This is a genomic window from Pseudomonas sp. C6002 (genome assembly GCF_013385805.1).
In the GTDB taxonomy this organism is placed as follows: domain Bacteria; phylum Pseudomonadota; class Gammaproteobacteria; order Pseudomonadales; family Pseudomonadaceae; genus Aquipseudomonas.
In genome coordinates, this window is the sequence record NZ_JACAPH010000030.1 from 657,218 (window position 1) to 682,283 (window position 25,066).

General features: G+C 61.6%; 22 protein-coding genes. 8 read left to right on the top strand and 14 right to left on the bottom strand.

All coding sequences use genetic code 11. The annotated features are described in order from the left end of the window. Positions 1-155: 155 nt before the first annotated feature. The 4 genes from HX817_RS22770 to creD are packed head-to-tail and all read left to right on the top strand — an operon-like array spanning position 156 to position 4,175. Entirely contained in the window at positions 156-656 is a 501-nt protein-coding gene (locus tag HX817_RS22770; protein ID WP_003209205.1) for an ATP-dependent zinc protease, read from the top strand. A gap of 9 nt (positions 657-665) precedes the next feature. Next, positions 666-1,334, top strand: a complete 669-nt coding sequence (gene creB, locus HX817_RS22775) for a two-component system response regulator CreB (RefSeq protein ID WP_003209207.1) — start codon at positions 666-668, stop codon at positions 1,332-1,334. Continuing rightward, positions 1,334-2,773: a two-component system sensor histidine kinase CreC gene (gene creC / locus HX817_RS22780; RefSeq protein WP_177041255.1), complete on the top strand. Its 1,440-nt coding sequence runs from the start codon at positions 1,334-1,336 to the stop codon at positions 2,771-2,773. The genes creB and creC overlap by 1 nt, the downstream gene beginning before the upstream one ends. A gap of 52 nt (positions 2,774-2,825) precedes the next feature. Further along, positions 2,826-4,175: a cell envelope integrity protein CreD gene (gene creD / locus HX817_RS22785; RefSeq protein ID WP_177041257.1), complete on the top strand. Its 1,350-nt coding sequence runs from the start codon at positions 2,826-2,828 to the stop codon at positions 4,173-4,175. 201 nt (positions 4,176-4,376) lie between these two features. On the opposite strand, the gene HX817_RS22790 is transcribed toward creD, so the two are convergent. From HX817_RS22790 to HX817_RS22825, 8 genes are all read right to left on the bottom strand, one after another. Then, positions 4,377-5,006, bottom strand: a complete 630-nt coding sequence (locus HX817_RS22790) for a glutathione S-transferase (RefSeq protein WP_008434349.1) — start codon at positions 5,004-5,006, stop codon at positions 4,377-4,379. Positions 5,007-5,041: 35 nt separating this feature from the next. Beyond that, positions 5,042-5,218 carry a hypothetical protein gene (locus HX817_RS22795; RefSeq protein WP_003209216.1) on the bottom strand — a complete coding sequence of 59 codons (177 nt, stop codon included), beginning with the start codon at positions 5,216-5,218 and terminating at the stop codon, positions 5,042-5,044. Further along, complete coding sequence (locus HX817_RS22800; RefSeq protein WP_003209218.1) at positions 5,215-6,318, bottom strand: PepSY domain-containing protein; 1,104 nt, start codon at positions 6,316-6,318, stop codon at positions 5,215-5,217. The genes HX817_RS22795 and HX817_RS22800 overlap by 4 nt, the downstream gene beginning before the upstream one ends. Positions 6,319-6,380: 62 nt before the next feature. Continuing rightward, complete coding sequence (locus HX817_RS22805) at positions 6,381-8,810, bottom strand: TonB-dependent siderophore receptor (RefSeq protein ID WP_177041259.1); 2,430 nt, start codon at positions 8,808-8,810, stop codon at positions 6,381-6,383. A gap of 210 nt (positions 8,811-9,020) precedes the next feature. Further along, positions 9,021-9,989 (bottom strand): FecR family protein, encoded by a 969-nt coding sequence (locus HX817_RS22810; protein WP_177041261.1) that lies wholly within the window; start codon positions 9,987-9,989, stop codon positions 9,021-9,023. After that, the gene (locus HX817_RS22815; RefSeq protein ID WP_010167452.1) at positions 9,986-10,504 is read right to left on the bottom strand and encodes an RNA polymerase sigma factor; all 519 of its coding nucleotides are present in this window, start codon (positions 10,502-10,504) and stop codon (positions 9,986-9,988) included. The genes HX817_RS22810 and HX817_RS22815 overlap by 4 nt, the downstream gene beginning before the upstream one ends. A gap of 260 nt (positions 10,505-10,764) precedes the next feature. Further along, entirely contained in the window at positions 10,765-11,472 is a 708-nt protein-coding gene (locus tag HX817_RS22820; RefSeq protein ID WP_177022302.1) for a 3'-5' exonuclease, read from the bottom strand. Beyond that, positions 11,469-13,391 (bottom strand): putative nucleotidyltransferase substrate binding domain-containing protein, encoded by a 1,923-nt coding sequence (locus HX817_RS22825; protein ID WP_003211088.1) that lies wholly within the window; start codon positions 13,389-13,391, stop codon positions 11,469-11,471. Before HX817_RS22825 ends, HX817_RS22820 begins: the two co-directional genes overlap by 4 nt. A 246-nt stretch (positions 13,392-13,637) precedes the next feature. Between HX817_RS22825 and HX817_RS22830 the strand changes: the two genes are divergently transcribed. Both HX817_RS22830 and HX817_RS22835 read left to right on the top strand, forming a co-directional pair. Then, positions 13,638-14,084 carry a response regulator gene (locus tag HX817_RS22830; protein ID WP_003211086.1) on the top strand — a complete coding sequence of 149 codons (447 nt, stop codon included), beginning with the start codon at positions 13,638-13,640 and terminating at the stop codon, positions 14,082-14,084. 135 nt (positions 14,085-14,219) lie between these two features. Next, positions 14,220-14,645 carry a hypothetical protein gene (locus HX817_RS22835; RefSeq protein WP_177041262.1) on the top strand — a complete coding sequence of 142 codons (426 nt, stop codon included), beginning with the start codon at positions 14,220-14,222 and terminating at the stop codon, positions 14,643-14,645. Positions 14,646-14,704: 59 nt separating this feature from the next. Here HX817_RS22835 and HX817_RS22840 read toward each other — a convergent pair whose 3' ends face one another. Continuing rightward, the gene (locus HX817_RS22840) at positions 14,705-16,882 is read right to left on the bottom strand and encodes a malate synthase G (protein WP_087694745.1); all 2,178 of its coding nucleotides are present in this window, start codon (positions 16,880-16,882) and stop codon (positions 14,705-14,707) included. A 420-nt stretch (positions 16,883-17,302) separates the two neighbouring features. Here HX817_RS22840 and HX817_RS22845 point away from each other — a divergent pair, with 420 nt between their 5' ends. Then, a complete protein-coding gene (locus tag HX817_RS22845) occupies positions 17,303-17,821 on the top strand; it encodes a glycine cleavage system protein R (RefSeq protein WP_003211081.1) in 519 nt (172 codons plus the stop codon). A gap of 222 nt (positions 17,822-18,043) precedes the next feature. On the opposite strand, the gene rarD is transcribed toward HX817_RS22845, so the two are convergent. From rarD to HX817_RS22870, 5 genes are all read right to left on the bottom strand, one after another. Then, positions 18,044-18,928 (bottom strand): EamA family transporter RarD, encoded by an 885-nt coding sequence (rarD, locus tag HX817_RS22850; RefSeq protein ID WP_177041264.1) that lies wholly within the window; start codon positions 18,926-18,928, stop codon positions 18,044-18,046. A 178-nt stretch (positions 18,929-19,106) separates the two neighbouring features. Beyond that, positions 19,107-20,081 (bottom strand): serine/threonine protein kinase, encoded by a 975-nt coding sequence (locus tag HX817_RS22855; RefSeq protein WP_003211077.1) that lies wholly within the window; start codon positions 20,079-20,081, stop codon positions 19,107-19,109. Between the two features lie 193 nt (positions 20,082-20,274). After that, complete coding sequence (locus tag HX817_RS22860) at positions 20,275-22,173, bottom strand: PhoX family phosphatase (RefSeq protein ID WP_177041266.1); 1,899 nt, start codon at positions 22,171-22,173, stop codon at positions 20,275-20,277. 71 nt (positions 22,174-22,244) lie between these two features. Further along, on the bottom strand, positions 22,245-23,009 hold the full coding sequence (locus HX817_RS22865) for a TOBE domain-containing protein (protein ID WP_177041268.1): 765 nt from the start codon (positions 23,007-23,009) through the stop codon (positions 22,245-22,247). Positions 23,010-23,066: 57 nt separating this feature from the next. After that, entirely contained in the window at positions 23,067-23,804 is a 738-nt protein-coding gene (locus HX817_RS22870; RefSeq protein WP_177022296.1) for a ComF family protein, read from the bottom strand. 89 nt (positions 23,805-23,893) lie between these two features. Between HX817_RS22870 and bioB the strand changes: the two genes are divergently transcribed. After that, positions 23,894-24,949, top strand: coding sequence for a biotin synthase BioB (bioB, locus tag HX817_RS22875; protein ID WP_003211072.1), 1,056 nt, complete (start codon positions 23,894-23,896; stop codon positions 24,947-24,949). Positions 24,950-25,066: the final 117 nt, after the last annotated feature.

Consider the following 25,066-nt stretch of genomic DNA (forward strand, 5'->3'; position numbering starts at 1 on the left):
TTTTTGGCCCGCCATGATAAGCAGCTTGGGTCTGGAGACCAAATCGCAAATAAGCTTACGAATGTTTCACAGCGGGCTGGGTATGCTCTGTGATCTAACTAAGCAGTGAATTTGCAGTCTAGAATTGGCCCACTTATTCCAAGGAAACCTCCTACGTGAAATCCATCCTTGCCCTGCTAACGCTGGTGGCCTTGCCTGTCATGGCCGCTGAGCCGACCCTTTACGGTCGCTACGAATACATCCAACTGCCGGAAATCGGTGAGACCTTCAAGGCCAAGATGGACACCGGCGCGCTGACCGCCTCGCTGTCGGCCCGGGACATCGAGACCTTCACCCGTGATGGCGATGACTGGGTACGCTTCCGCCTCGGCGGCAAGGACGCCACCAACAAGGTGTACGAGCACAAGGTGTCGCGCATCAGCAAAATCAAGAGCCGCGCCGACGAAGATGACGACAAGGACGAAGCCACCGTGGCCAAGCGCCCGGTGATCGACCTGGAAATGTGCCTGGGCAACGTCAAGCGCACCGTCGAGGTCAACCTCACCGACCGCAGCAGCTTCAACTACCCGCTGCTGATCGGCGCCAAGGCCCTGCGTGAATTCGGCGCTGCGGTAAACCCGGCCCGCCGTTACACTGCGGACAAACCGGACTGCTGACGGAACACCATGGCGCATATCCTGATTGTCGAAGACGAAGCGGCTATCGCCGACACGCTGATTTTCGCCCTGCAAGGCGAGGGCTTCACCACCACCTGGTTGAGCCTCGGCCAGGCGGCGCTGGCCCATCAGCGGCAAACCCCGGCGGACCTGGTCATCCTCGACATCGGCCTGCCGGACATCACCGGCTTCGAAACCTGCAAGCAACTGCGGCGTTTCAGCGAAGTACCGGTGATGTTCCTCAGCGCCCGGGACGGTGAGATCGACCGCGTGGTGGGTCTTGAGATCGGCGCTGACGACTATGTAGTCAAGCCGTTCAGCCCGCGGGAAGTGGCAGCGCGGGTACGGGCCATTCTCAAGCGCGTGGGCCCCGGTGCTGCTCCGGCGGTGTTCCAGGTGGACCTGGAGCGCATGCAGATCAGTTATCGCGGCCAGCCCCTGAGCCTCACTCGCCATGAATTCCGTCTGCTGCACAGCCTTTTGGAGCAACCCGAGCGCGTGTTCAGCCGCGAGCAACTGCTGGATGCGGTGGGCGTGGCGGCGGACGCAGGCTACGAGCGCAATATCGACAGCCACATCAAAAGCGTGCGCAGCAAATTGCGCGCGGTTGCGCCCGAGGCGGAGCCCATCCAGACCCACCGTGGCCTTGGCTACAGCTACAGCCCGGGCAACAGCTGATGCGCCTGGGGATTCGGTTCTTCCTGGTGTACGCATTGTTTATCGGCCTGACAGGCTACTTCGTACTCAGCACCGTGATGAAGGAAATCCGCCCCGGCGTGCGCCAGTCCACCGAGGAAACCCTGGTGGACACCGCCAACCTGCTGGCGGAAATCCTGCGCGACGATGTGAAGAACGGCACCCTCGGCCAGAGCCACTGGCCCGAACTGCTCAAGGCCTACGGTGAGCGTCAGCCCGGCGCGAATATCTGGGGCCTGCCGAAAAACCAGGTCAACCACCGCATCTACGTCACCGACGCCAAGGGCATCGTGTTGCTGGACTCCAGCGGCGAGGCGGTGGGCGAGGACTATTCGAAGTGGAACGACGTGTACCTGACCCTGCGCGGCGAATACGGTGCGCGCTCGACCCGCAGCGAACTGGACGACCCTGCCTCATCGGTGATGCACGTCGGCGCGCCGATCCGCGATAGCGGGCAGATCATCGGCGTGGTCACTGTGGCCAAGCCCAACAGTTCACTGCAACCCTATGTGGACCGCACCGAAGACCGGCTGCTGTGGTACGGCGCCGGGCTGGTCGCCCTGGGCTTGCTGTTTGGTGCGCTGTTGTCGTGGTGGTTGAGTGTCGCACTGCGCCGGCTGACGGCGTATGCCCAGGCGGTGAGTGAAGGCCGGCGTGCCGAGTTGCCGCACTATCGCGGCGGTGAACTGGAGCAGTTGTCCACCGCCGTGGAACACATGCGCACCCAGCTGGAAGGCAAGGCGTACGTCGAACGTTATGTGCACACCCTGACCCACGAATTGAAAAGCCCGCTGGCGGCGATTCGTGGTGCGGCGGAGCTGTTGCAGGGCGACATGTCCCGTGACCAGCAGCAGCGTTTCGTGAGCAATATCGACAGTGAAAGTGCGCGCTTGCAGCAGTTGATCGAACGCCTGCTGAACCTGGCGCAGGTGGAGCAGCGCCAGGGCCTTGAGGACCAGGCCAGCCTGTCGTTGGCGGCGCTGGTGGACGAAGTGTTCAGGGCTCAATGTGCGCGCATTGAAGGCGCCGGGTTGCAGGTCGAGCAGGCGATTGCCGCGGATCTGCAGGTGTACGGCGAGCCGTTCCTGCTGCGCCAGGCACTGGGTAACCTGCTGGAAAACGCACTGGATTTCACACCGCCCGGTGGCACATTGCGGTTCAGCGCCAAGGCCTTGGATGACGGGATCGAATTCACCCTGTTCAACCAGGCCGACGCCATTCCCGAGTATGCGTTGCCGCGCCTGAGCGAGCGCTTCTATTCCCTGCCGCGCCCGGCCAGCGGGCGCAAGAGCACCGGCCTTGGGCTGAATTTTGTCGAAGAGGTGATGAAGCTGCACGGCGGCTCATTGCAGATCGGCAACGTGCCCGGCGGCGTGCAGGTAAAACTGCATCTCCACACAGTCTCCACATTCCCTTCATAAATCCCCCTTAAGCGCCCGCCAGACTCTCCCCCATCAAAACAGGGAGAGCTTCATGAACCGCAATCTGCTTTTCAAATTGGGCGCCATCGCGCTGCTGATCGTGCTGTTGTTGATTCCGTTGCTGATGATCCACGGGGTGATTACCGACCGTCAGCAACTGCGTGACGACGTCTTGCAGGATATCGCCCGCAGTTCCAGCTACAGCCAGCGCCTCAATGGCCCGGTGCTGGTGGTGCCTTATCGCAAGACCGTCCGGGAGTGGAAGCTCAATGAAAAGCTCAACGAACGCTACGAAGAAACCCGCGAGGTGCGTGGTCATCTGTATTTCCTGCCGGAGCAATTTGCCCTCGACGGGCAGGTGCAAACCGAAGTGCGCGCACGGGGCATCTACCAGGCGCGGTTGTTCCACGCCGACAGCCGTATCAGTGGGCGGTTTGTGTTGCCGGAGCAGTGGGGCATCACGGAAAACTTTGCCGATTACCGCTTTGACCCGGCGTATCTGGCAGTGGGTATCAGCGACATTCGCGGCATCGAAAATGCGTTGAAGCTGGAGCTGGGCAGCCAGCAACTGGCGTTTTCCCCGGGTACTCAAGTGGCTTGGCTGGGGGAGGGTGTGCACGTGATGCTGCCCGAGCAGGACAGCCAGAATCCGTCACCTTTTGACTTCGCCTTTGACCTGCGCCTGCAAGGCACCGAGCAGTTGCAAGTGGTGCCGGTGGGCAAGACCAGCCAGGTCAAGCTCGCGTCCAACTGGCCGCACCCCAGCTTTATCGGCAACTTCCTGCCGACCCAGCGCGAGGTTACCGCCCAAGGCTTCAGCGCCAATTGGCAGACCACATTCTTTTCCACCAACCTGGAAGAAGCACTGCGCGGTTGCCTGGCCGAGCGCGGCTGTGACGACTTCAACAGCCGCAGCTTCGGCGTAAGCTTTATCGACCCGGTGGACCAGTACCTCAAGAGCGATCGGGCGATCAAATATGCGCTGCTGTTCATTGCCCTGACGTTTGCCGGTTTCTTCCTGTTCGAGGTGCTCAAGAGCCTGGCGGTGCACCCGATCCAGTACGCGCTGGTGGGGTTTGCCCTGGCGTTTTTCTACCTGCTGCTGTTGTCGTTGTCCGAGCACATCGGGTTTGGCCCGGCTTACCTGATATCGGCGGCGGCCTGTGTGTTGCTGATCGGGTTTTACGTCTGCCATGTGCTGCGCAGTGTCGCCCATGGCCTGGGGTTTTCAGCAGGGTTGGCGGCGTTGTATGGCTTGCTGTACGGGTTGCTGAGTGCCGAGGATTACGCGTTGTTGATGGGCTCGCTGCTGCTGTTCGGGTTGCTGGGCACGGTGATGGTGCTGACCCGCAAGCTGGATTGGTATGGCGTGGGCAAACGCAAAGAGGTGGGTAATGAGTAGGTCGTTGGGGTTGCGGGAAGATCAGCAAGAGGGCGCGCAGTTAGTGGTGAGGATCAACGCGCTGTTCCCTTTGGCCCGGGAGCTTTTTGTGGCGAGGGAGCTTGCTCCCGCTGGGCTGCGCAGCGGCCCCAAAAATCCTGGGAGCGCTTCGCACTCCAGCGGGAGCAAGCTCCCTCACCACAAAAGAACCCTTGCAGCAGGTTAGGCCGGTGGCTGGGTCTGGAGCATCGACGGCCGCTGACTCACCTCGGCATACCACGCCGCCAGCTTCGGATGGCTCGACCGCCACTGCATGTCCGGGTGGCGGAAGTCCAGATAAGCCAGTGCACACGCCACGCTGATCGCGGCCACGTCAAACGGCCCGGCCAGTTCGGCGATGGCGTCCTGTTCGAGCATGTCGAGGGCGCGGCGGATCTTGTCGCGCTGGCCTTCCAGCCACAGGTCCCAATGTTTTTCCTCGGGGCGCATGGCGGTTTCATAACGCACCAGTACGGCGGCATCCATGATGCCGTCGGCGGTCGAGGCCAGGGTCAGGCGCCGCCAGCGGGCCGGGCCGTTACGGGGGATCAGTGGAGTCCCGGTGTGTTGGTAGTCGAGGTAATCGAGGATCACCCGGCTGTCGTGCAGCGCATTGCCGTCGGCCAGGCGCAGGGCGGGGATCTTGCCCAGCGCGTTGTCCTGGATCACGTCGGCGTCAGGCTTGACAGGCGTCGGCACGCAGGCGTGCAAGGTCACGCGGTCCAGTTGACCGGTCTCGTGCAACAACACCCGTACTTTGCGCACAAACGGCGAGGCAGGGTTGTGGAACAACGTCATGCTGGGGGTGGACATGGGCATTCCTCGGAAAAGGGCAGCGCTAATCTATCTCAACGCTTGAGCAACGCCCAGCTACCTATGGCGGCCGGAATGCCCAGCCCCACCCAGCTCAGCGAATCCCACAAGCCGTCCCCCAGCAATGCCGCAAACAATCCGGCAGCACTCAACAACCCGATGGCCAGCGGAATGCCGAATACCTTCCAGAAACTCGATTGCCTCGGCTTCATGACTTGGCCGCCTTGCGCCGCACCAGCCACAGGTACACGCCACTGCCCAGGACGATGATGGTCAGCACATCCAGCACCGCCCACAGGATCTTCATCGGCATGCCGCCGTAGTCACCGAAGTGCAGCGGCTGGGACATGCCCATGGCGTCCATGTACCACGGCCGTTCGGCGATGGCGGTGACGTGCAGGTTGCTGGCGTCGATCAATACCGGCGTCAGCAGGTGTGAAGTCAGGTGGGTGCTGCCTTTCATGAACACCGCGTAGTGATGCTCGCTGGAGAAACGCGTGCCGGGGAACGCGATAAAGTCCGGCTCCATCCCGGGCGCGGCCTTGGCGGCAATCGTCAGCAGGTCGGTGGCGGGGGCGCGCAGGGTCAGCGGCGGGGCGTTTTTGTAAGGCTCGATCATTGCGCTGAGGCTGTCGGTGCGCCACGCGGCGATGATCAGGTCGGCGCAGGCGCTGATCACGCCGGTCACGCCCACTACCAGCGCCCAGGTCAGGGTGACCACGCCGATCAAGTTGTGCAGGTCGAGCCAGCGCAGGCGCGTGGATTTGTCCTGGCGCACGGTGGCGAATTTCAGCCGGCGCATGAACGGCAGGTACAACACCGTGCCGGAGATGATCGCCAGCACAAACAGAATGCCCATGAACGCCAGCAGCAACTTGCCCGGCAGCCCGGCGAACATATCGACGTGCAGGCGCAGCAGGAACATCGTCAGCCCGCCGTTGGCCGAAGGCGTTTCCACGGCCTCGCCGGTGCGGGCGTCGAGCATGAAGGTGTGGGAGGAATTGGGTTCGGTGCCGGCGGTGGCGGCCATGATCGCGATCACGCCGTTCTTGTCGTCTTCGTCCCAGGCCAGGTATTGCATGGCTTCGCCGGGGCGATGGGCCTGGGCTTTGGCAACAAGCTGTTCGAGGTTCAGCTGTGGGGTATCGGCGGGCATCTGTGCCAGCTCGGGTTCGTTGCCCAGCAGGTGGTCGATCTCGTGGTGGAAGATCAACGGCAGGCCGGTGAGGGCGAGCAGCAGCAGGAATACGGTGCAGACGAGGCTGGTCCAGGTGTGGATGAAGGACCAGCGGCGGATGGTTTTGCTTTTCATTTTCTAGCCTTCAGACACACCGAAGCCGCCCACGGGGGCGGCCCGGTTGTTAACTCAGCCGATTACCACTGGTAGGTGGCACTGGCGACGACGCTGCGTTGGTCGCCGTAGTAGCAGTAGGAAGCATCGCAGGTGGAAATGTAGTCCTTGTCGAACAGGTTGGTGGCATTCAGTTTCACCGAAGCCCCCTTGAGGCTGTTGTCCAGGCGGCCGAGGTCGTAATGCACGGAGGCATCGAACACGGTGTAGGCATTGGCCTTGCCCAGCCAGGTGTTGCCCTGGTCGCCATAGGTATTGCCGGTGTAACGGGCACCCGCGCCAATGCCGAAACCGTCGAGCACACCGGCGTGCCAGGTGTAGTCGGTCCACAGTGAGGCTTGCTGGTTTGGCATCAGTTGCAGGCGGTTGCCTTTGTATTGGCCTTTTTGCACTTCGGATTTGGCCAGGGTGTATGCCGCGATGACCTTAAGGTTCTCGGTCACGTCAGAGACAGCTTCCAATTCCAGGCCCTTGACCTTCACTTCGCCGGTCTGGTCGGTGATCGACTGGCCACCGGCACCGAAGCTGGTAACCAGCACGTTCTTTTGGGTCAGGTCGTACACCGCGGCGCTCAGCAGGGTATTTGAGCCGGGTGGTTGGTACTTGACCCCCAATTCCCATTGCTTGCCTTCGGTGGGTTTGTACGACTCGGTTGGCGAGACGCTGGCGTTACTCGCTGGCTGGAACGATTCGGCGTAGGAGAGGTACGGAACGAAGCCCGAATCGAACACATAGCTCAGCGCGGCGTTGCCACTGAAGTTCTTGCTGCGGTCGGTATTGGTTGCATCGTTTTTGTTGAAGTAGGTGGTGCCTTGGTGCACCCAGTCTTCACGCCCGCCGAGGGTCAGGCGCCACTTGTCCAGGGCCATCTGGTCCTGGGCGTAAAGGCCAGTCTGGATGGTTTTCTGGTTGTAGTCGTAATAAGCGGTGGAGCGCGCCGGACGCACCACCGGCTTGGTGTTGACGGGGTTGTAGAGGTTGACTGTGCCGCCGTCACCGAAGATCGACAGGTACGAGGTGTCGGTGCGCTGGTGATCCAGGCCGAGCAACAGCGTGTGGGTGATATCACCGGTGGCGAAGTCAGCCTGGAAATTGTTGTCGACGGCGAACTGGCCGATGCTTTCGTCGACGTTGGTCGACCCGCGGCTGGTATTACCCTCGGCATCAATGGTCGAGTAACCATAGGAACCCACGGTCAGCTGCTGGAAAGCCAGCTCCGACTTGGTGTAACGCAGGTTCTGCTTGAACTGCCAGGTATCGTTGAAGCGATGCTCGAAGGCGTAGCCCAGCGCGTAGTAGGTGCGGTCGTAGTACTCGTAGTCCGGGTCGCCGAGGTTCTTGTGATGAGAGATGTCCCCCAGCGGCGATTTGATCTTGGTGCCGACAATGGGCAGGAACTGACTGGTAGCACCGGTATCGTCGCGGGTGAACTGCGACAGGAACGTCAGCTTGGTGTCGGTATCAATATTCCAGGTCAGGCTGGGGGCGATGTTGTAGCGCTTGTTGTCGATGTGATCGACCTGGGTGCCGGCGTCGCGCACCACACCGCTGAGTCCGTAGAGAAACTGGCCTTCATCATCGATCTTGCCGGTGCTGGCGAAGTTGATCTGGCGGTAGTTGTCGCTGCCGTACTGCACCTGGATGGCATTGCTCGACTCGGCACTTGGACGTCGGCTGACCATATCCAGCAGGCCACCCGGTGGCGTCTGGCCGTAGACCGACGAGGCCGGCCCACGCAGCAGCGCAAGGCGGTCGAGGTTCCAGGTTTCGGCTTTCGGGTTGGCATACACGCCGCGTGGCAGCGGCAGGCCGTCGAGGAACTGGGTGGGTTCGAAGCCGCGTACACGCATCCAGTCGTAGCGGGTGTCACTGCCGTAGCTGGCGGACACGATACCGGGCATGTATTTGACGGCGTCATCCAGGTTCTGGACGTTGCGGTCCTGCATTTGCTGGCGAGTGGCGACGGAAATCGAACGCGGGGCTTCGACCAGTGCGGTATCGGTCTTGGTGCCGGCAGCGGTGCGGGTCGCCAGGTAACCGTCAACCGGCCCCCATGCGCTTTCCGCGTCGGCCTGGCCGGTAATGCTGGTCTCCGGCAATGCCACGACCCCATCCGGGATCGCTACCAGGCTGAACGTGCCTGCACTGCTTTGCTCCAGTTGCAGCCCGGTCCCGCGCAACGCTTCACGCAATGCGCCTTGTGCATCGAATTGCCCTTTTACCGGCGCGGAAGTCTTGCCCGCTGCCAACCCCGGGTTCAGCGTCAGCGCCAAACCGGCCTGGCTGGCGATCTGGTTCAGGGTGGTGGCCAGCGACGCTGCCGGCAGATTGTAGGCGCGCACACTGGACGCTTGTTCGGCGGCGAGCAACTGGGTGCTGGCCAGCGGGGCGCTGAGGGCAATGGCCACGGCCAACAGGCTGGGGCGCAACAAGGTGTCTAGCGTGCGGGACATAGGGCGGCTCCTGAATGGAAATATTTCTCAATTGCCTATGTGCCGAGCGAGATGCAAAAAGTGATAGGGCTCGATGAAAATAATTTCTATTAGTGGGTGAGTGCTGTTTTTGAGGGCCTCATCGCAGGCAAGCCAGCTCCACAGGGGAACGCATTCCACCTGTGGGAGCTGGCTTGCCTGCGATGACAATGGCCTATGCACCACAGGAGCCTACGGCTTGGGCGCCACCGTCACCCACCACGGCGTGTGTTGTTGAATCTGCACCGGCAAGGTCGGCAGCAGTGCATTCAGCGCCAGGTTGGTGTCGTGCAGCGGGAGGCTGCCGGTGATCCGCAGGTCGGCCACCTGTTTATCCACACCCAGGTAACCGGTGCGGTAGCGGCTCAGTTCGGCAACCACATCGCCGAGCCGCGCGTTGTCCACCACCAGCATGCCGCGCGTCCAGGCGTCGGTGCCGGGGCTGACGGCAAGCATCGGGCCGAGGCTGTCGCGGCGCATCAGCACTTGCTGGCCTTCCTTGAAGATCTGCTCTTGATGCAGCGCTTCAGGCTGTGCGCCGACGGCAGACTTCAACACGCTGAGGCGGGTGCCATCTTCCTCGCGCTTGACGATAAACCGTGTGCCCAGGGCGCGCAGGCTGCCTTCGCGGGTTTCGACAAAAAACGGGCGGGCGTCGTTGTGGCCGGTTTCGACAAGGATCTCGCCTTCCTGCAATACGATCAGCCGACGTTTCTCGTCAAAGCGCACGTCAATGGCGCTGTGGGTGTTGAGGTTGATCACGGTGCCATCCGCCAGCTTCAGGGTGCGCTGTTCACCGGTGGCGGTGCGCTGGTCGGCCAGCCAATAGTTGAGCGGCACGTAGCGCTGGCCGACGAACAATGCCAGGCCGCACACCAGCACCACACTGGCCAAGCCGCTGCCGAGCTTGCGCACGCGGCGGCGAATGCCTTCGCGTGACTGCAGCAATGCCGCACGGGCCGGGCCCGAGGCCACACTGAAACGCTGATCGAGCATGCCCAACTGGCGCCAGGCGCGGGCGTGTTCTTCGTTGCTGGCCAGCCATTTGGCGAATTCTTCCTGCTCCACGGCACTGCCGTCGCCCGAGTCGAGGGACAGTTGCCAGGCAATGGCCGCGTCGAGCACCCGCGCCGACACCGGCTTGGAACTGACCGGGCTCACAGCGGCTCGCCATACAGGGCGATGTAGCACTGGCGGATACCCTGTGCCAGGTATTGCCGCACCCGCGGCACGGAAACCCCCAGGCGCTGGGCGATTTCGGCGTGGCCCATGCCGTCGAGGCGGTTGTAGAGGAAGGCCGCGCGGGCCTTGCTCGAGAGTTTGCCCAGCAGGCGGTCGATGGCCTTGAGGTCTTCGAGGATCAGTTGCTGTTCTTCCGGGGACGGGTGCTCGCTTTCCGGGATCAGCATCAGTTCGGTGAGGTAAGCCTGTTCCAGCGCGGCGCGGCGGAAATAATCGAACAGCAGGCCCTTGGCGATGGCCACCAGAAACGCCCGCGGCTCGCGGGGTTCACGCAGTTCTTCACGGCCCAGCAGGCGCATGAAGGTGTCCTGGCTGAGGTCTTCGGCGCGGCTGGGGCAGGCCACGTTGCGTCGCAGCCACGCCAACAGCCAGCTGCGATGGTCGCGGTACAACGCGCCAACAAGCTCACTGTGGGGACTTTGGATTGACGACAAGGCGACACCGATCGGAAAGTTTAAACTAACGAGAATTATTCGCGATTGTGGCAGAGGTGTAAGGCGGGTGCAATTGGCGTTGGTCGGGCGGCGGCGTAATGCTATCTATCATGGTGATGCCGCTTACTGTGGCGAGGGACCTTGCTCCCGCTCGGCTGCGCAGCAGTCGTAATCCAGGCAATGCATTTATTCAGTTGGAAAGGGGTTGGCTGATTTGGGGGCGCTTCGCACCCCAGCGGGAGCAAGCTCCCTCGCCACCATTAGAATGAGGGCGCTTGCTTGCGGCGTTTCCATTGGCCCAGGCGCTGTTGTAACGCGTGCGGGCTATCGATCTGCTGCTGCCGTGCGCGGCTGAACAAAATCAGCATCAGTTCCGCCGTTGCCAGCGCATCCGCACTGGCATGGTGACGCTCGCCCACTTGCAGCTTGAAATGCGTGATCCAGTCATCCAGCCCGGCTTCGCGGATGTTGGCGTCGGGGCACAGCAGCGGGGCGATGTCGGCCACGTCCAGGAACGGGTGGTTCAAGCGATAGCCCAGGCTGTCCTTGAGTGCCCGGCACAGCATGTGTTGATCGAAGGGCGCATGAAACGCCAGCAGCGGGCTGTCGCCGACGAACTCCATGAAGTCCATCAGCGCTTCTGCCGGGTCACTGCCCGCCGCAATGGCGCTGGGCCCCAGGCCATGGATCAGCACGCTGGGGTTGAGCTTGGTCTCGGCCCGGTGCAGGGTGCGTTCGAACAATTGCGAGAAGTCCACTGCGCCGTCCTCGATCACCACGGCGCCAATCGAAAGCACCTGGTCACGATTGAGGTTCAGGCCGCTGGTTTCCAGGTCCACCACCACCCAGCGCTGGGCCCGCAGCGATCCGTCCCCCAGCTCCCCAGGTGTGGGCAATTGTTCGACGCGCCGTTGTTGTGCCGCATCCAGGCCAGGTTTGGGTTTGCGCAACCAGCCAAACCAGTTCACAGCTGATACCGCAACGTCAGGCTGCCTTGCAGGCGTTGGGCCTGGCGCAGGGATTCGCGCAGGATGCGCCGGTCGAGGTGGTTGAGGCTGTCGGGATCGACGCGGTTGGAGTAGGGCAGGTTCTCGCGGGTTTGCAGTTGGTGTTGTTGCATGCGGGTTTGCTGGATGAAGTGATAGGCCTCTTCATAGGCGGCGCCATCAAGGCGTTCGATGACTTCCCTGGCCACCAGTTGGCGCAAGCGCTCCAGGGTGTTGATGGCGCTGATGCCGTTGGCCAATGCCAGCAGACGGGCACCGTCGACAAATGGCGTGAGGCCTTGCACCTTGAGGTCGAGGGTTGCCTTGTCGGCGCCTTTGCGCGTCAACACAAAATCCCGGAAGCGCCCTACCGGCGGGCGCTGGCGCAACGCGTTCTCGGCCAGCATGCGCTGGAACAAACGGTTGTCTGCCACCTGGTCGAGAATGCCCTGGCGCAATTGCTCGCACCCTTGCTCATCGCCCCACACCACCCGCAAATCAAAATAGATGCTCGAACCCAGCAGATTCTCCGGCGTCGCCTCACGGATAAACCCGGCAAAGCGCCGCGCCCATTCCGCCCGGGACAGGCACAGCTCCGGGTTACCGGCCATGATATTGCCCTTGCACAGGCTGAAGCCGCACAGCGCCAGGCTCTGGTTGATCTGTTGTGCCAGCGGCAGCAGGCGCCCGCGAATCTCGGCGGCTTCGGCGGCGTCCCGGGCTTCGAACAGGATGCCGTTGTCCTGGTCGGTATACAGCGTCTGCTCGCGGCGGCCCTCGCTGCCGAAACACAGCCAGCTGAATGGCACGCCCGGGTCGCCCTTGTCGGCCAGGGTCAACTCGATGACACGGCACACCGTGTGATCGTTGAGCAAGGTGATGATGTGGGTGATCTGCGTAGACGACGCGCCGTGGGCGAGCATGCGCTCCACCAACTGGCCGATTTCGCCGCGAATCGCCACCAGGTTTTCGACCCTGGGTGCATTGCGGATGGTGCGCGCCAGGTGCACCAGGTCAACCCGCTGCAGGGAAAACAGGTCACGCTCGGACACCACGCCACACAGGCGCTGATCCTTGACCAGGCACACGTGGGCGATATGCCGTTCGGTCATCGCAATCGCCGCGTCGAAGGCGCTGTGGTCCGGCGTGAGGAAAAACGGCGCCTGGGTCATATGGCGCTCGATGCCCTGGTTGAAATCACTGGTGCCGTCGGCCACCACCTGGCGCAGGTCCCGCAGGGTGAAAATCCCCAGGGGCGCCTTGTGCTCATCCACGATCACAATGCTGCCCACTTGTTGCTCGTGCATTTGCGTGACCGCTTCACGCAGCGGCGTCAGCGGGCTGCAGGTGACCGGGTGACGCATGGCCAATTCGCCCAGGCGGGTGTTCAGCGAATATTGGGTGCCGAGGGTTTCCACGGCCTTTTGCTGGACTTGCTGGTTGACCTGGTCCAGCAAGCTGCTCACGCCGCGCAAGGCAAAGTCGCGAAACGCGCTGGAAAGGGCGAACAGCTTGATAAAGGCCGGCTTGTTCAGTTGCAGGCAGAAGGTGTCTTCGGCGGCTTTGTGCTCGGTACGGGTGGCCCGCTCCCCCAGCAGCGCCGCCAGCGGAAAACATTCACCGGTGGTGATTTCAAAGGTGGTTTCTGTCGAGTCCGGCCGCTCGCCGACTACGCGCCCCTGCTTGACGATATAGAAGTGTTCCACCGGCCCGCCCGAGGGCTTGAGGATGCTCTCGCCGGGGCCGTAGAAGCGCAATTGACACTGCTCTACCAGAAATCCCAGGTGGGCGTTTTCCATTTGGTTGAACGGCGGGAAGCGTTGCAGGAATTGCAGGGTGCCGTGGATGTTCTGCAACACAGCGGTTTTCCCCGCTTGTGTGAAAGCATCAGCTTTACTCATACCTATGACCGCAGTTTTTTTGTCGTTATCGTGCCCCATGGTCGACTCCTGCGCTGCGGGTGCCCATTGGACGTAAGTCTAGGTAGCGTTATGCCTTCCACGACTAGGGAAAAACCTTACATGAATATCGTCCAAACCCCGTAGAACGCCCACTAGGCAAACTTTCCGACGAAGTGCACATTGTTCGCCCTTCCGGCGATGTCTGACTTCTGTGCTGGGAGATTGAATAGAACTGCCGAGAAACGTATGTCCGACCACGATATTTTGAGTGATGCCGAGCGCGAGGCCCTGAGTGCTGTTATGCAGGAGCCGGATTTGCCGCCACAACGGGTTTTGATCGTGGATGACGACAAGGACGCGCGCGAACTGTTGGCAGAAATTCTTGGCCTGGACGGCATTCGTTGCATGACCGCCGACAGCGGCGAGGCTGCATGGGACTTGTTGAGTTCCAGCAGCTCCATCGGCTTGCTGATCACCGACCTGCGCATGACGCCGAGCAACGGGCTGCAATTGATTCGCCAGGTGCGCGAATCCACCCGGGCGGCGCTGCCGATCATCATCATGTCGGGTGACGCCGAAGCGCCGGATGTGATTGATGCGATGCATTTGAGCGTGGTGGACTTTTTGCTCAAGCCGATTGATAGCGTGAAGCTGGCGAAAATGGTGAAGCGGGAGTTGGGGATGGCGTCCTAGACGGTGCCATTGGTCTGATTTCGCGAAGAACTGTCAATTCTGACAGTAGGAAAGTATCGAACTTCGCATGTTTACTGATTAGGAGGGGGTGGGTCGCAGGCCTGCACCTAATCAATTTGTGGACAGGAGTTCATCATGAGTACTGAAAAATTCAATATCGATGAGAAAGAACTGCACAAGGCCAAGACTTTAAGCAGTGGTGATGCTCGTATTGAAGTTTCGCGAGATGGCACCTTGAGTCATGTATTTGTGCCTACAGACGTCTTTGGCTATCTCTCCTGGAGCGCTTTGGACGGTGCAGTTGAGAGTGTTCGTATCTACTACGGAAGCGACTTGAAAGCCGGGCCGCATCATCGGCAAGCTCCACTTCTTAATGTCACCTACCGCGATGCCGACGGCCATTCATACCATCAGCCTGTGCTGGGTGACCTCAATGTGCTGGTCGATCGTCCGGAGTCCGGTACTACCTTCAAGCACATCGGGAAACTTACAAACGTAACGTTTGAATCGGACGGAGGAACGGTCACGCTTAATGGGAACTACACCGTTGAGTCCGATTGACATCCCAAACAAAAAAGCCCTGATCGATAGGTCAGGGCTTTTTCGTTTCTAGCGCTTACTCACAGACCATTCTTGGCCTTGAACTCCCGACGCCGACGGTGCAACACCGGCTCGGTATAGCCGTTCGGTTGCTTGGTCCCTTCAATCACCAACTCCACCGCTGCCTGGAACGCGATGTTGCTGTCGAAATCCGGAGCCAGCGGGCGGTACAGCGCATCCCCGGCGTTCTGACGGTCCACCACCGGCGCCATGCGCTTGAGGCTTTCCATCACCTGGGCTTCATTGACGATGCCGTGGCGTAACCAATTGGCAATGTGCTGGCTGGAGATACGCAGGGTGGCGCGGTCTTCCATCAGCCCGACGTCGTTGATGTCCGGGACTTTCGAGCAACCCACGCCCTGGTCGATCCAGCGCACCACGTAACCGAGGATGCCCTGGGCGTTGTTGTCCAGCTCGTTGCGGATTTCTTCGTCGGACCAATCGGTATTCTGGGCCAGGGGAATGGTCAGGATATCGTCTACCGAAGCACGTTCGCGCTTGGCCAGTTCGGCCTGGCGGGCGAACACGTCAACCTTGTGGTAGTGCAGCGCATGCAGCGCAGCCGCCGTCGGCGAAGGAACCCACGCCGTGTTGGCGCCGGCCAGCGGGTGAGCAATCTTCTGCTCCAGCATGGCGGCCATCAGGTCGGGCATCGCCCACATGCCTTTACCGATTTGTGCGCGGCCTTGCAGGCCGGTGCTCAAGCCGATGTCCACGTTCCAGTTTTCGTAGGCGCCGATCCACTTCTCAGCCTTCATGGCGGCCTTGCGCACCATCGCGCCGGCTTCCATGGAGGTGTGGATCTCGTCGCCGGTACGGTCGAGGAAGCCGGTGTTGATAAACACCACGCGCTCGCTGGCGGCCTTGATGCAGGCCTTGAGGTTGACCGTGGTACGGCGCTCCTCGTCCATGATCCCGACTTTGAGCGTATTGCGCGGCAGCTTCAGCACATCTTCGATGCGACCGAACAGCTCGTTGGTGAACGCGGCTTCTTCCGGGCCGTGCATTTTCGGTTTAACGATGTACACCGAACCGGTGCGGCTGTTCTTGCGGCGGGTGTTGCCGTTAAGGCTGTGGATCGCCGACAGGCTGGTGAGCAGGCCGTCGAGAATGCCTTCCGGCACTTCGTTGCCATCCTTGTCGAGGATCGCGTCGATGGTCATCAAGTGGCCAACGTTACGCACGAACAGCAGCGAACGACCGTGCAGGGTCACTTCCTTGCCGTCGGCACCGGTGTAGACGCGGTCGGCGTTCATGGTGCGGGTAAAGGTCTTGCCACCCTTGGCGACTTCTTCCGACAGGTCGCCCTTCATCAGGCCGAGCCAGTTGCGGTAGATCACCACCTTGTCATCGGCATCGACGGCGGCGACGGAGTCTTCGCAGTCCATGATGGTGGTCAGGGCGGCTTCCATCAGCACGTCTTTCACGCCGGCGGCGTCGGTCTGGCCGACCGGGGTGCTGGCGTCGACCTGGATTTCGAAGTGCAGGCCGTTGTGCTTCAGCAGTATGGCAGTCGGCTTGGCTGCGTCGCCCTGGTAGCCGATCAACTGGGCATCGCTGCGCAGGCCGCTGTTGCTGCCGCCCTTGAGGCTGACCACGAGCTTGCCGTCGACGATCTTGTAGCCAGTGGAGTCCACGTGGCTGCCGGCAGCCAATGGCGCGGCTTCGTCAAGGAAGGCGCGGGCGAAGGCGATGACTTTGTCGCCACGCACCTTGTTGTAGCCTTTGCCCTTTTCGGCGCCGTCGGCTTCGCTGATGGCGTCGGTGCCATACAGCGCGTCATACAGTGAGCCCCAGCGCGCATTCGAAGCGTTGAGGGCGAAACGGGCGTTCATCACCGGCACTACCAGCTGCGGGCCGGCCATGTGGGCAATTTCTTCATCGACGTTTTGGGTCGAGGCCTGGAAATCCGCGGCTTCTGGCAGCAGGTATCCGATATCTTGAAGGAAGGCTTTGTAGGCCACGGCGTCGTGTGCCTGGCCGGCGTGTGCCTGGTGCCAGGTGTCGATCCGCACTTGAAAATCGTCGCGTTTGGCGAGTAGGGCTTTGTTCTTCGGCGCCAGGTCGTGGATGACCTTGTCGGCACCGGCCCAGAACTGGTCGGCGGTAATGCCGGTACCAGGAATGGCTTCGTTGTTCACGAAGTCGAACAGGACTTTGGCGACCTGCAGGCCACCGACTTGAACGTGTTCAGTCATTGCTTGCCTCACTCTGCGGAGCTTATGCGCTTTTCAGCTTTTCAATTTACCAATGAAGCCTCTGGCCATGTAAACCGTGAACACGCTGCACCAGTACATGCCGTAGAAGGCGGCTGGGCGGGCTGCGTCGCGGTGCGTGGTTGCCTTGGCAGACATCGACCTAACGTTATGTAGTGCGCGATTGGGCATACTACATGATGAGTTGCGGTTGTGAAAATTAGACTAAATACGTCGTTTAGCGACCCACTTTGGTCGTACGGTCACAGTGGGGTACGGGATGTTCTCAAAAAACTATTGGATTGTTCCATATAAATATAAAAATGGTACACGATTTGTTTTCGTGGCTACCTGAGTCCACCTTGGTAGGTACGAGGGGAACGCCTGGTTCCTACCTGATTTTCATAAGAAGAGGACGACACCATGGACCATCTCGTACTGACTGTCATCGCCCCGGACAAACCCGGTGTGGTCGAACGCATCGCCCAATGCATCGCCGCCCATGGCGGCAACTGGCTGGAAAGCCGCATGGCGCACATGGCCGGGCAGTTTGCCGGGATTTTGCGGGTGAGCGTGCCGGCGGAAAATCGGCTGGACTTGATTGGCGCGCTGGAAGACTTGTCCACCCACGGCATTCGCGTGCTGCTGGGCGAAAGCAGTTCGCTCGCCCCCAGCGAGTCGCAACCCATCGCGATGGAACTGGTCGGTAACGACCGGCCGGGGATTGTTCGCGACATCACCGCGCTGCTCAGCAAGCAGGGCGTCAACCTGGAGCGCTTGATCACCGACGTGCGCCCGGCGCCCATGAGCAGCGACCTGCTGTTCCACGCCGAAGCCCTGCTGGCGGTGCCGTTGACGCTGCCGCTGGAAACCTTGCAGGCGGCGCTGGAAACCCTGGCCGACGACTTGATGGTGGAACTGGAACTACGCAGCGAGGAATAGTTGCCCACAAGGTTATGCATGGAAATCTTGCATGGGCCTGTGGATAACCTGTAGAGACCCGCGTCCGGCCCAGGCGGGCCGTGGCTCTTCGCCGGCTGGCTAAAAAACGAACAGTTTCAAGGGCTTGTGCACAAACGCCGGTGACCAGGCTGTGGATAACCTTGGGGTGAATGCCTGCAAGCCACACCGGCTGTGGCTTGCAGAGGTTTGTACGTTATTTGATCAGTTTTTCCGCACAGTCATCCAGGCGTCGATGCTGTAAACCACCAGGCCGGCCCAGATAAAGCAGAAGGCGATCAGCGTGGCGGGTGCCAGGTGTTCGTTGAACAACAGCACGGCTTCCAGCAGCACCAGGGTGGGCGCCACGTATTGCAGGAAGCCCAGGGCGGTGTAGGGCAAATGCCGTGCGGCGGCGTTGAAACACACCAGCGGGATCAGCGTCACCGGACCTGCGGCCACCAGCCACCACGCTTCGGAGGTGCTCCAGAATTCCATCTGTGCGCTGTGGGCCGAGGGGTTGAACAGCAACCATGCGATGGCAATCGGCACCAGCATCCAGGTTTCCACCACCAGCCCGGGCAATGCCTTGACCGGCGCCTGCTTGCGGATCAACCCGTAGAAACCAAAGGTCGCCGCCAGGACCAGGGATACCCACGGCAGGCTGCCGACTTGCCATACCTGTTGCGCCACACCTACCGCTGCCAGGCCCACGGCCACCCATTGCAGGCGGCGCAGGCGCTCGCCGAGGATCACCATGCCCAGCAGCACGTTCACCAGCGGGTTGATGTAGTAACCCAGGCTGGCCTCCAGCATGCGGCCACTGTTCACCGACCACACATAGGTCAGCCAGTTGGCTGCGATCAAGGTGCCGCTCAGGGCCAGGATCGCCAGGCGCCTGGGGTTGTCCCGCAGTTCTCGGAGCCAGCCGGGGTGTTTCCAGACCATCAACAGCAGACTGCCGAACAGCGCCGACCACAGCACGCGGTTGACGATGATTTCTGCGGCGGGAACGCTGGCGATGGCCTTGAAGTAGATCGGGAACAGGCCCCAGATGACGTAGGCGCTCAGGCCCAATATGTACCCGCGACGGGGGTTGGCGGCTTGCATGCAGAATCCTTGCTTAGGCAGCTAACAAAGCCGCGATTGTAAGGATATTTGTCAGTCAGTGGGATGTGCTTTTCTGTCGGCGCTGGCTTGCCGGCGATGGCTTCACCTCGGTTCCACTGATACACCGAGGCGCTTGCATCGCCGGCAAGCCAGCTCCTACAGGGGATTGTGGTGTGCGTTAGAACAGTTTCAAGGGTTCTTCATTGAGCGCCGACAACTGCTCGCGCAACGCCAGAACCTGGTCGCCCCAGTAACGTTCGCTGCCAAACCAGGGAAAGCTGTGGGGGAACGCCGGGTCGTCCCAGCGCCGTGCAAGCCAGGCGCTGTAGTGCATCAGGCGCAGGGCACGCAGGGGTTCGATCAGGGCCAGTTCGCGCGGGTCGAAGTCGTGGAATTCCTGGTAGCCGTCCATCAATTCCGACAGTTGCCCCAGGCATTCCTGACGATCACCGGCGAGCATCATCCACAGGTCCTGAACGGCGGGGCCCATGCGGCAGTCATCGAGGTCGACGATATGGAACATCTCGTCGCGGCACATCATGTTGCCGGGGTGGCAATCGCCGTGCATGCGGATGTTCTTGTGGGGCGTGGCCTTGTAGACCTCCTCCACACGCTTGAGCAGGTCGCGGGCCACGGACTCGTAGGCTGGCAGCAGGCTGCGAGGAATGAAGTTGCCTTCCAGCAGGGTGTTCAGGGAATCGTGACCGAAATTCTTCACGCCCAGGGCTTCGCGGTGTTCGAAGGGGCGGGTGGAACCGACCGCATGCAGGCGGCCGAGCAATTGGCCGAGGCGATACAACTGGTCGAGGTTGCCCGGCTCCGGTGCGCGTCCGCCACGGCGCGGGAACAGGGTGAAGCGGAAACCCGCGTGCTCGAACAGGCTTTCACCGTTGTGAATCATCGGCGCCACCACCGGCACTTCGCACTCGGCCAGTTCGAAGGTGAAGCTGTGTTCTTCGAGGATCGCTTCGTTGGTCCAGCGTTGCGGCCGATAGAACTTGGCGATCAAGGGCTCGGAGTCTTCGATGCCGACCTGGTAGACACGGTTTTCGTAGCTGTTGAGCGCGAGGATGCGGGCGTCGCTGAGGAAACCGATGCTTTCGACTGCGTCGAGCACCAGGTCAGGGGTCAGTGTTTCAAACGGGTGTGCCATGCGAACTCCTGCGCGCAGCAGGGCGCCGCGTCCGGCCGGGTATGGTAACGCACCGGGGTCGAGATAGGTGGTGACTGTTCTGACGCCTTCGCGAGCAAGTCGAATCGTCGCACCGCCGCTCCCACATTTGACCGAGTTCCACCTTAGGAATGCGGTCAAGTGTGGGAGCGGGCTTGCTCGCGAAGAGGCCTTATCAGGCGCCGACGATCCCGCCATCATCCCGACGAATCGCCATCACCGAGGACCGTGGCTTGCCATTCGGCAGATGCTCCGGCCAGGTGGAGCCACCGGTTTCCCCCGGATGCTGAATCCCCACAAACAGGGTTTTCTGGTCCGGCGAGAAGCTGATCCCGGTCACTTCACAGGCCACCGGCCCCACCATGAACCGCCGAATTTCACCGGTCGACGGGTCGGCACACAGCATCTGGTTATTACCCATCCCGGCAAAGTCGCCGCCGTTGCTGTAGTCGCCATCGGTGAGGATCCACAACCGCCCGGCCTTGTCGAAGCCCAGGCCGTCGGGACTGTTGAACATGTTCTGCGGGTTGATGTTGGACGAGCCGCCTTTTGGCGTGCCGGCATGCACGGTCGGGTTGCCGGCCACCACGAACAAATCCCAGCTGAAGTCCGGCGCGCCATGGTCGTTGGCGTTGGCCTTCCAGCGCAGGATCTGCCCGTAGACGTTTTTCTCCCGCGGGTTCGGGCCGCCCACCGGCTGGCCGTCTTCGCCGCGCTTGGCGTTGTTGGTCAGGGTGCAATACACCTGGCCGTCGGTGGGGCTGACCACGATCCATTCCGGGCGGTCCATGCGGGTGGCTTTCACCACGCTGGCGGCCAGGCGCGCGTGGATCAGCACTTCGGCCTGGCTGGCAAAACCGCTGTTGGCGTCGATGCCGTTCTTGCCGTAGGTCAGTTCGACCCATTGGCCCTGGCCCTTGGGATGGTCGGCATTGCCGTCGCCCGCGTCGAAAATCGCCACATACAAGGTGCCGTGGTCCAGCAGGTCCTTGTTGGCCTTGGGGTTCTTGTGATTGATCTTGTCGCGGCTGATGAACTTGTAGATGAACTCGCCGCGCTCGTCGTCGCCCATGTACACCACGGCGCGGCCGTCGCGGGTTTCCGCCAGCGCAGCATTTTCATGCTTGAAGCGGCCGAGGGCGGTGCGTTTGACCGGTGTGGATTGCGGGTCGAACGGGTCGATTTCCACTACCCAGCCATGGCGGTTGAGTTCGTTGGGATTCTTGGCCATGTCGAAGCGCGGGTCGTGGGGGTGCCAGTTGATGTCTTTGCTGGCGGCGACCACGCCATAGCGTTTCTGCCCGGCGTCGAAGGTTTGTTGCGGGTTGCTGCTGCCGAAGCAGTCGGTGAAGTTCTCTTCGCAGGTGAGATACGTGCCCCACGGGGTCTTGCCGTTGGCGCAGTTCTGGAAGGTGCCGAGGACTTTTTTGCCGGTTTTGTCGGCGCTGGTTTTCAGCCAGGCATGGCCCGCCGCAGGGCCACCGAAGCGGATGGGCGAGTTGCCGTGGATGCGCCGGTTGTAGCGCGAGTCCTGGACGAACTGCCAGGTATCGCCTTTGCGCCGTACTTCGATCACCGACACGCCTTCGCTGGCCAACGCCTTGCGCACGTCTTCGGCCGATTGCGGCGCGCCGCCGTGGGCGTAGAGGTAGCGGTAGTTGGTGTATTCGTTGTTGATCGCCATCAGCGCGCGGTTGTCGTCACCGGGGAAGGCGAACAGGCTCATGCCGTCGTTGTTGTCGCCGAACTGCTGTTCCTGGGCCTTGGCCGTGCCGTTGCCGCTGGGGTCGAAGGCCGGCGCGTTCTTGTGCAGCGGCTGGCCCCAGCTGATCAGTACCGAAGCGCTGTAGCCTGGCGGCAGGGTGATGGTGTCGCTGGTGGCTGCGGCGATGCTGGTGAAACCCAGCAATGGGCTGTTCGACGCGGCGTTGACCGCCAGGGCACTGCGGGTCAGCAGGTTGCCGCCGAGGAACATCGCGGCACCGCACAGGGCGCCGGCACCGATAAAACGCCGGCGGGTGAGGCCGACCATCTGTTCCAGGTCGGTGGCTTGGTTTTCTTCTAATAGGCTCATTTCAGGCTCCCTGCGGGTTTTTGCAGCCACCTTAGGGAGCAGTCGTGACGAAATTGTTGCAGTTTGAAGCGCTACACCGGAGTGCCCAGCAGCACGTTACTGGGGGAGAACTGCACCTTCACTTGCAGGCCTTCGGCGGCATTAATCTGTGCAAGCGCCTCGGGCCGGGCCAGGGCGCAGAGAACCTGGCCGTTGGGCAAGGTGATCCGCACCTCGCTGGGGCCGTCTTCGGCATCGAGAATGGCGTCGATTTTTCCTTCCAGGCAATTGTGTCCAGGTGTTGCTGCCTGCGTGACGGCCAGTACTTCAAGCCAGCCGGCCTTGATCAGGGCGACGACTTCGGTGCCGATCTCCAGCTCCAGGCGCAAGGTGCTGTCGTGGGTGATCTGCGCATCCAGGCGCAGCCCAGCGGCCAGCTCCAGGCGAATCAGGTCATTGCGGCCGTGGCTGTCGATGGCGATCACCCGGCCGTGCAACTGGTTACGTGCGCTGGTGCGCAGCATCAGGCGGCCCAGCAGGTTGAAGTCGCTGGCGTCTTCGGCGCAATCCAGCACCTGGGCTTGCAACACCTGCAGGCGTTGGTAAAGGCGTAATACCCGCTCACCCTCGGCCGTCAACCTGGCGCCGCCACCGCCCTTGCCGCCGACGCTGCGTTCCACCAGGGGCTTTTGCGCCAGGTTGTTCAGTTCGTCGATGGCGTCCCAGGCCGCCTTGTAGCTCAGCCCCGCACTCTTTGCGGCGCGGGTGATGGAGCCTTGTTCGGCAATATGTTGCAGCAGTGCAATGCGCTGCGGGCGACGGACGATGTGTTGGCTCAAGAGGGTTGGCAGGGACATGGTTACACGCTTCGATGGAATGGGCTGACGTTGCGGGCAGGGCGCCCGCGAGTCAAGTCATGTGCCGGGCTTGGGCGTCCGTGCCAGGCAATACACATCCACCTGTCGGGCGCCGGCATCCATCAACAGGCGGGCGAGACTGCTGGCGGTGGCGCCGGTAGTCAGTACGTCGTCGATCAGCGCCAAGTGCCGGCCTTTGACTTGCGCGCCGTCGGCCAGGGCGAAGGCCTGGTGCAGGTTGCGCTTGCGGGTCCTGGCGTCGAGGTCTTGCTGCGCCACGGTTTCACGCGGCCGTGACAGCAGGTGCTCATCCCAGGGGATGTTCAAGTCCTCACTCAGCCAGCGGGCGAGCATCGCCGCCTGGTTGAAGCCCCGTTCCCGCAGGCGTTTGCGGGCCAAGGGCACGGGCAGCAGGCAGTCGGGGCGAGCCAGCGCGGCATCTTCATAGCGGTGTTGCAGGAATTGTCCCAACAGGTGCGCAAGCAGGTGCCCCAGCGGCCAGCGGGCCTGATGCTTGAAACGGCTGATCAGGCTGTCGATGGGGAAGCTGTAGGTCCACGGCGCGACGACCTGCTTGAACGCCTGAGGTTGCTTCAAGCACTGGCCGCACACCAGGCCCGTCGCTGGCAACGGCAGTGCGCACACCTCGCAATGTTCCATCAGCCAGGGCAGCTCGGTTTCGCAGGCGCCGCAGACAGGATCGGCCGTTCCGCTGCTTTCATCGCAGATTAAACAGGTTTGGTTGCTTTTTAACCAGATGTAAACCTCGTGTTTGTTCTCAAGTTGACAGTGCATGAATCTTCCTTAAATATGCCGAGCATCCGTGTCGTACCTGTGGGTATTACTCCCACAGGGCTTGCCAAAGCATAATCAAGGAATCGCCCATGAGCGCCAGCATCACTGCCAACCTGCGTCACGATTGGTCTTTAGCCGAAGTCAAAGCGCTGTTCGTACAGCCCTTCAACGACCTGTTGTTCCAGGCGCAGACCGTGCACCGCGCGCATTTCGACGCTAACCGCGTCCAGGTTTCCACGCTGCTGTCGATCAAGACCGGCGCCTGCCCGGAAGATTGCAAATATTGTCCGCAGTCGGGCCACTACAACACCGGCCTGGAAAAAGAGAAGTTGATGGAAGTGCAGAAGGTCCTCGAAGAGGCCGCTCGCGCCAAGGCCATCGGTTCGACCCGCTTCTGCATGGGCGCCGCCTGGAAACATCCATCGGCCAAAGACATGCCCTACGTGCTGGAGATGGTCAAAGGTGTGAAGGCCATGGGCCTGGAAACCTGCATGACCCTCGGCCGTCTCGACCAGGACCAGACCGAGGCCCTGGCCCAGGCCGGCCTCGATTACTACAACCACAACCTCGACACGTCGCCGGAGTTCTACGGCTCGATCATCACCACCCGCACCTACGGCGAGCGCCTGCAAACCCTGGCGTACGTGCGTGATTCGGGGATGAAGATCTGCTCCGGCGGCATCCTCGGCATGGGCGAGTCCCTGGACGACCGCGCCAACCTGCTGATCCAGCTGGCCAACCTGCCGGAGCATCCGGAATCGGTGCCGATCAACATGCTGGTGAAAGTTGCCGGCACGCCGCTGGAAAACGCCGACGACATCGACCCGTTCGACTTCATCCGCATGCTGGCGGTGGCGCGCATCCTGATGCCGCAGTCCCATGTGCGGCTGTCGGCCGGGCGTGAGGCGATGAACGAGCAGATGCAGGCCCTGGCGTTTTTTGCCGGCGCCAACTCGATTTTCTACGGCGACAAGCTGCTGACCACTGCCAACCCGCAGGCGGACAAGGACATGCAACTGTTCTCGCGCCTGGGCATCTTGCCGGAAGCTCGTGAAGAGCACGCCGATGAAGTGCACCAGGCGGCGATCGAGCAGGCGCTGGTGGAGCAGAAGAGCAGCGAGCAGTTTTACAACGCGGCTGTTTGATAAGTCCACTTTGGAATGCCATCCAAATGTGGGAGCGGGCTTGCTCGCGAAGGCGGTGTGTCAGCCAATACATAAGCTGACTGATCCACTGCTTTCGCGAGCAAGCCCGCTCCCACA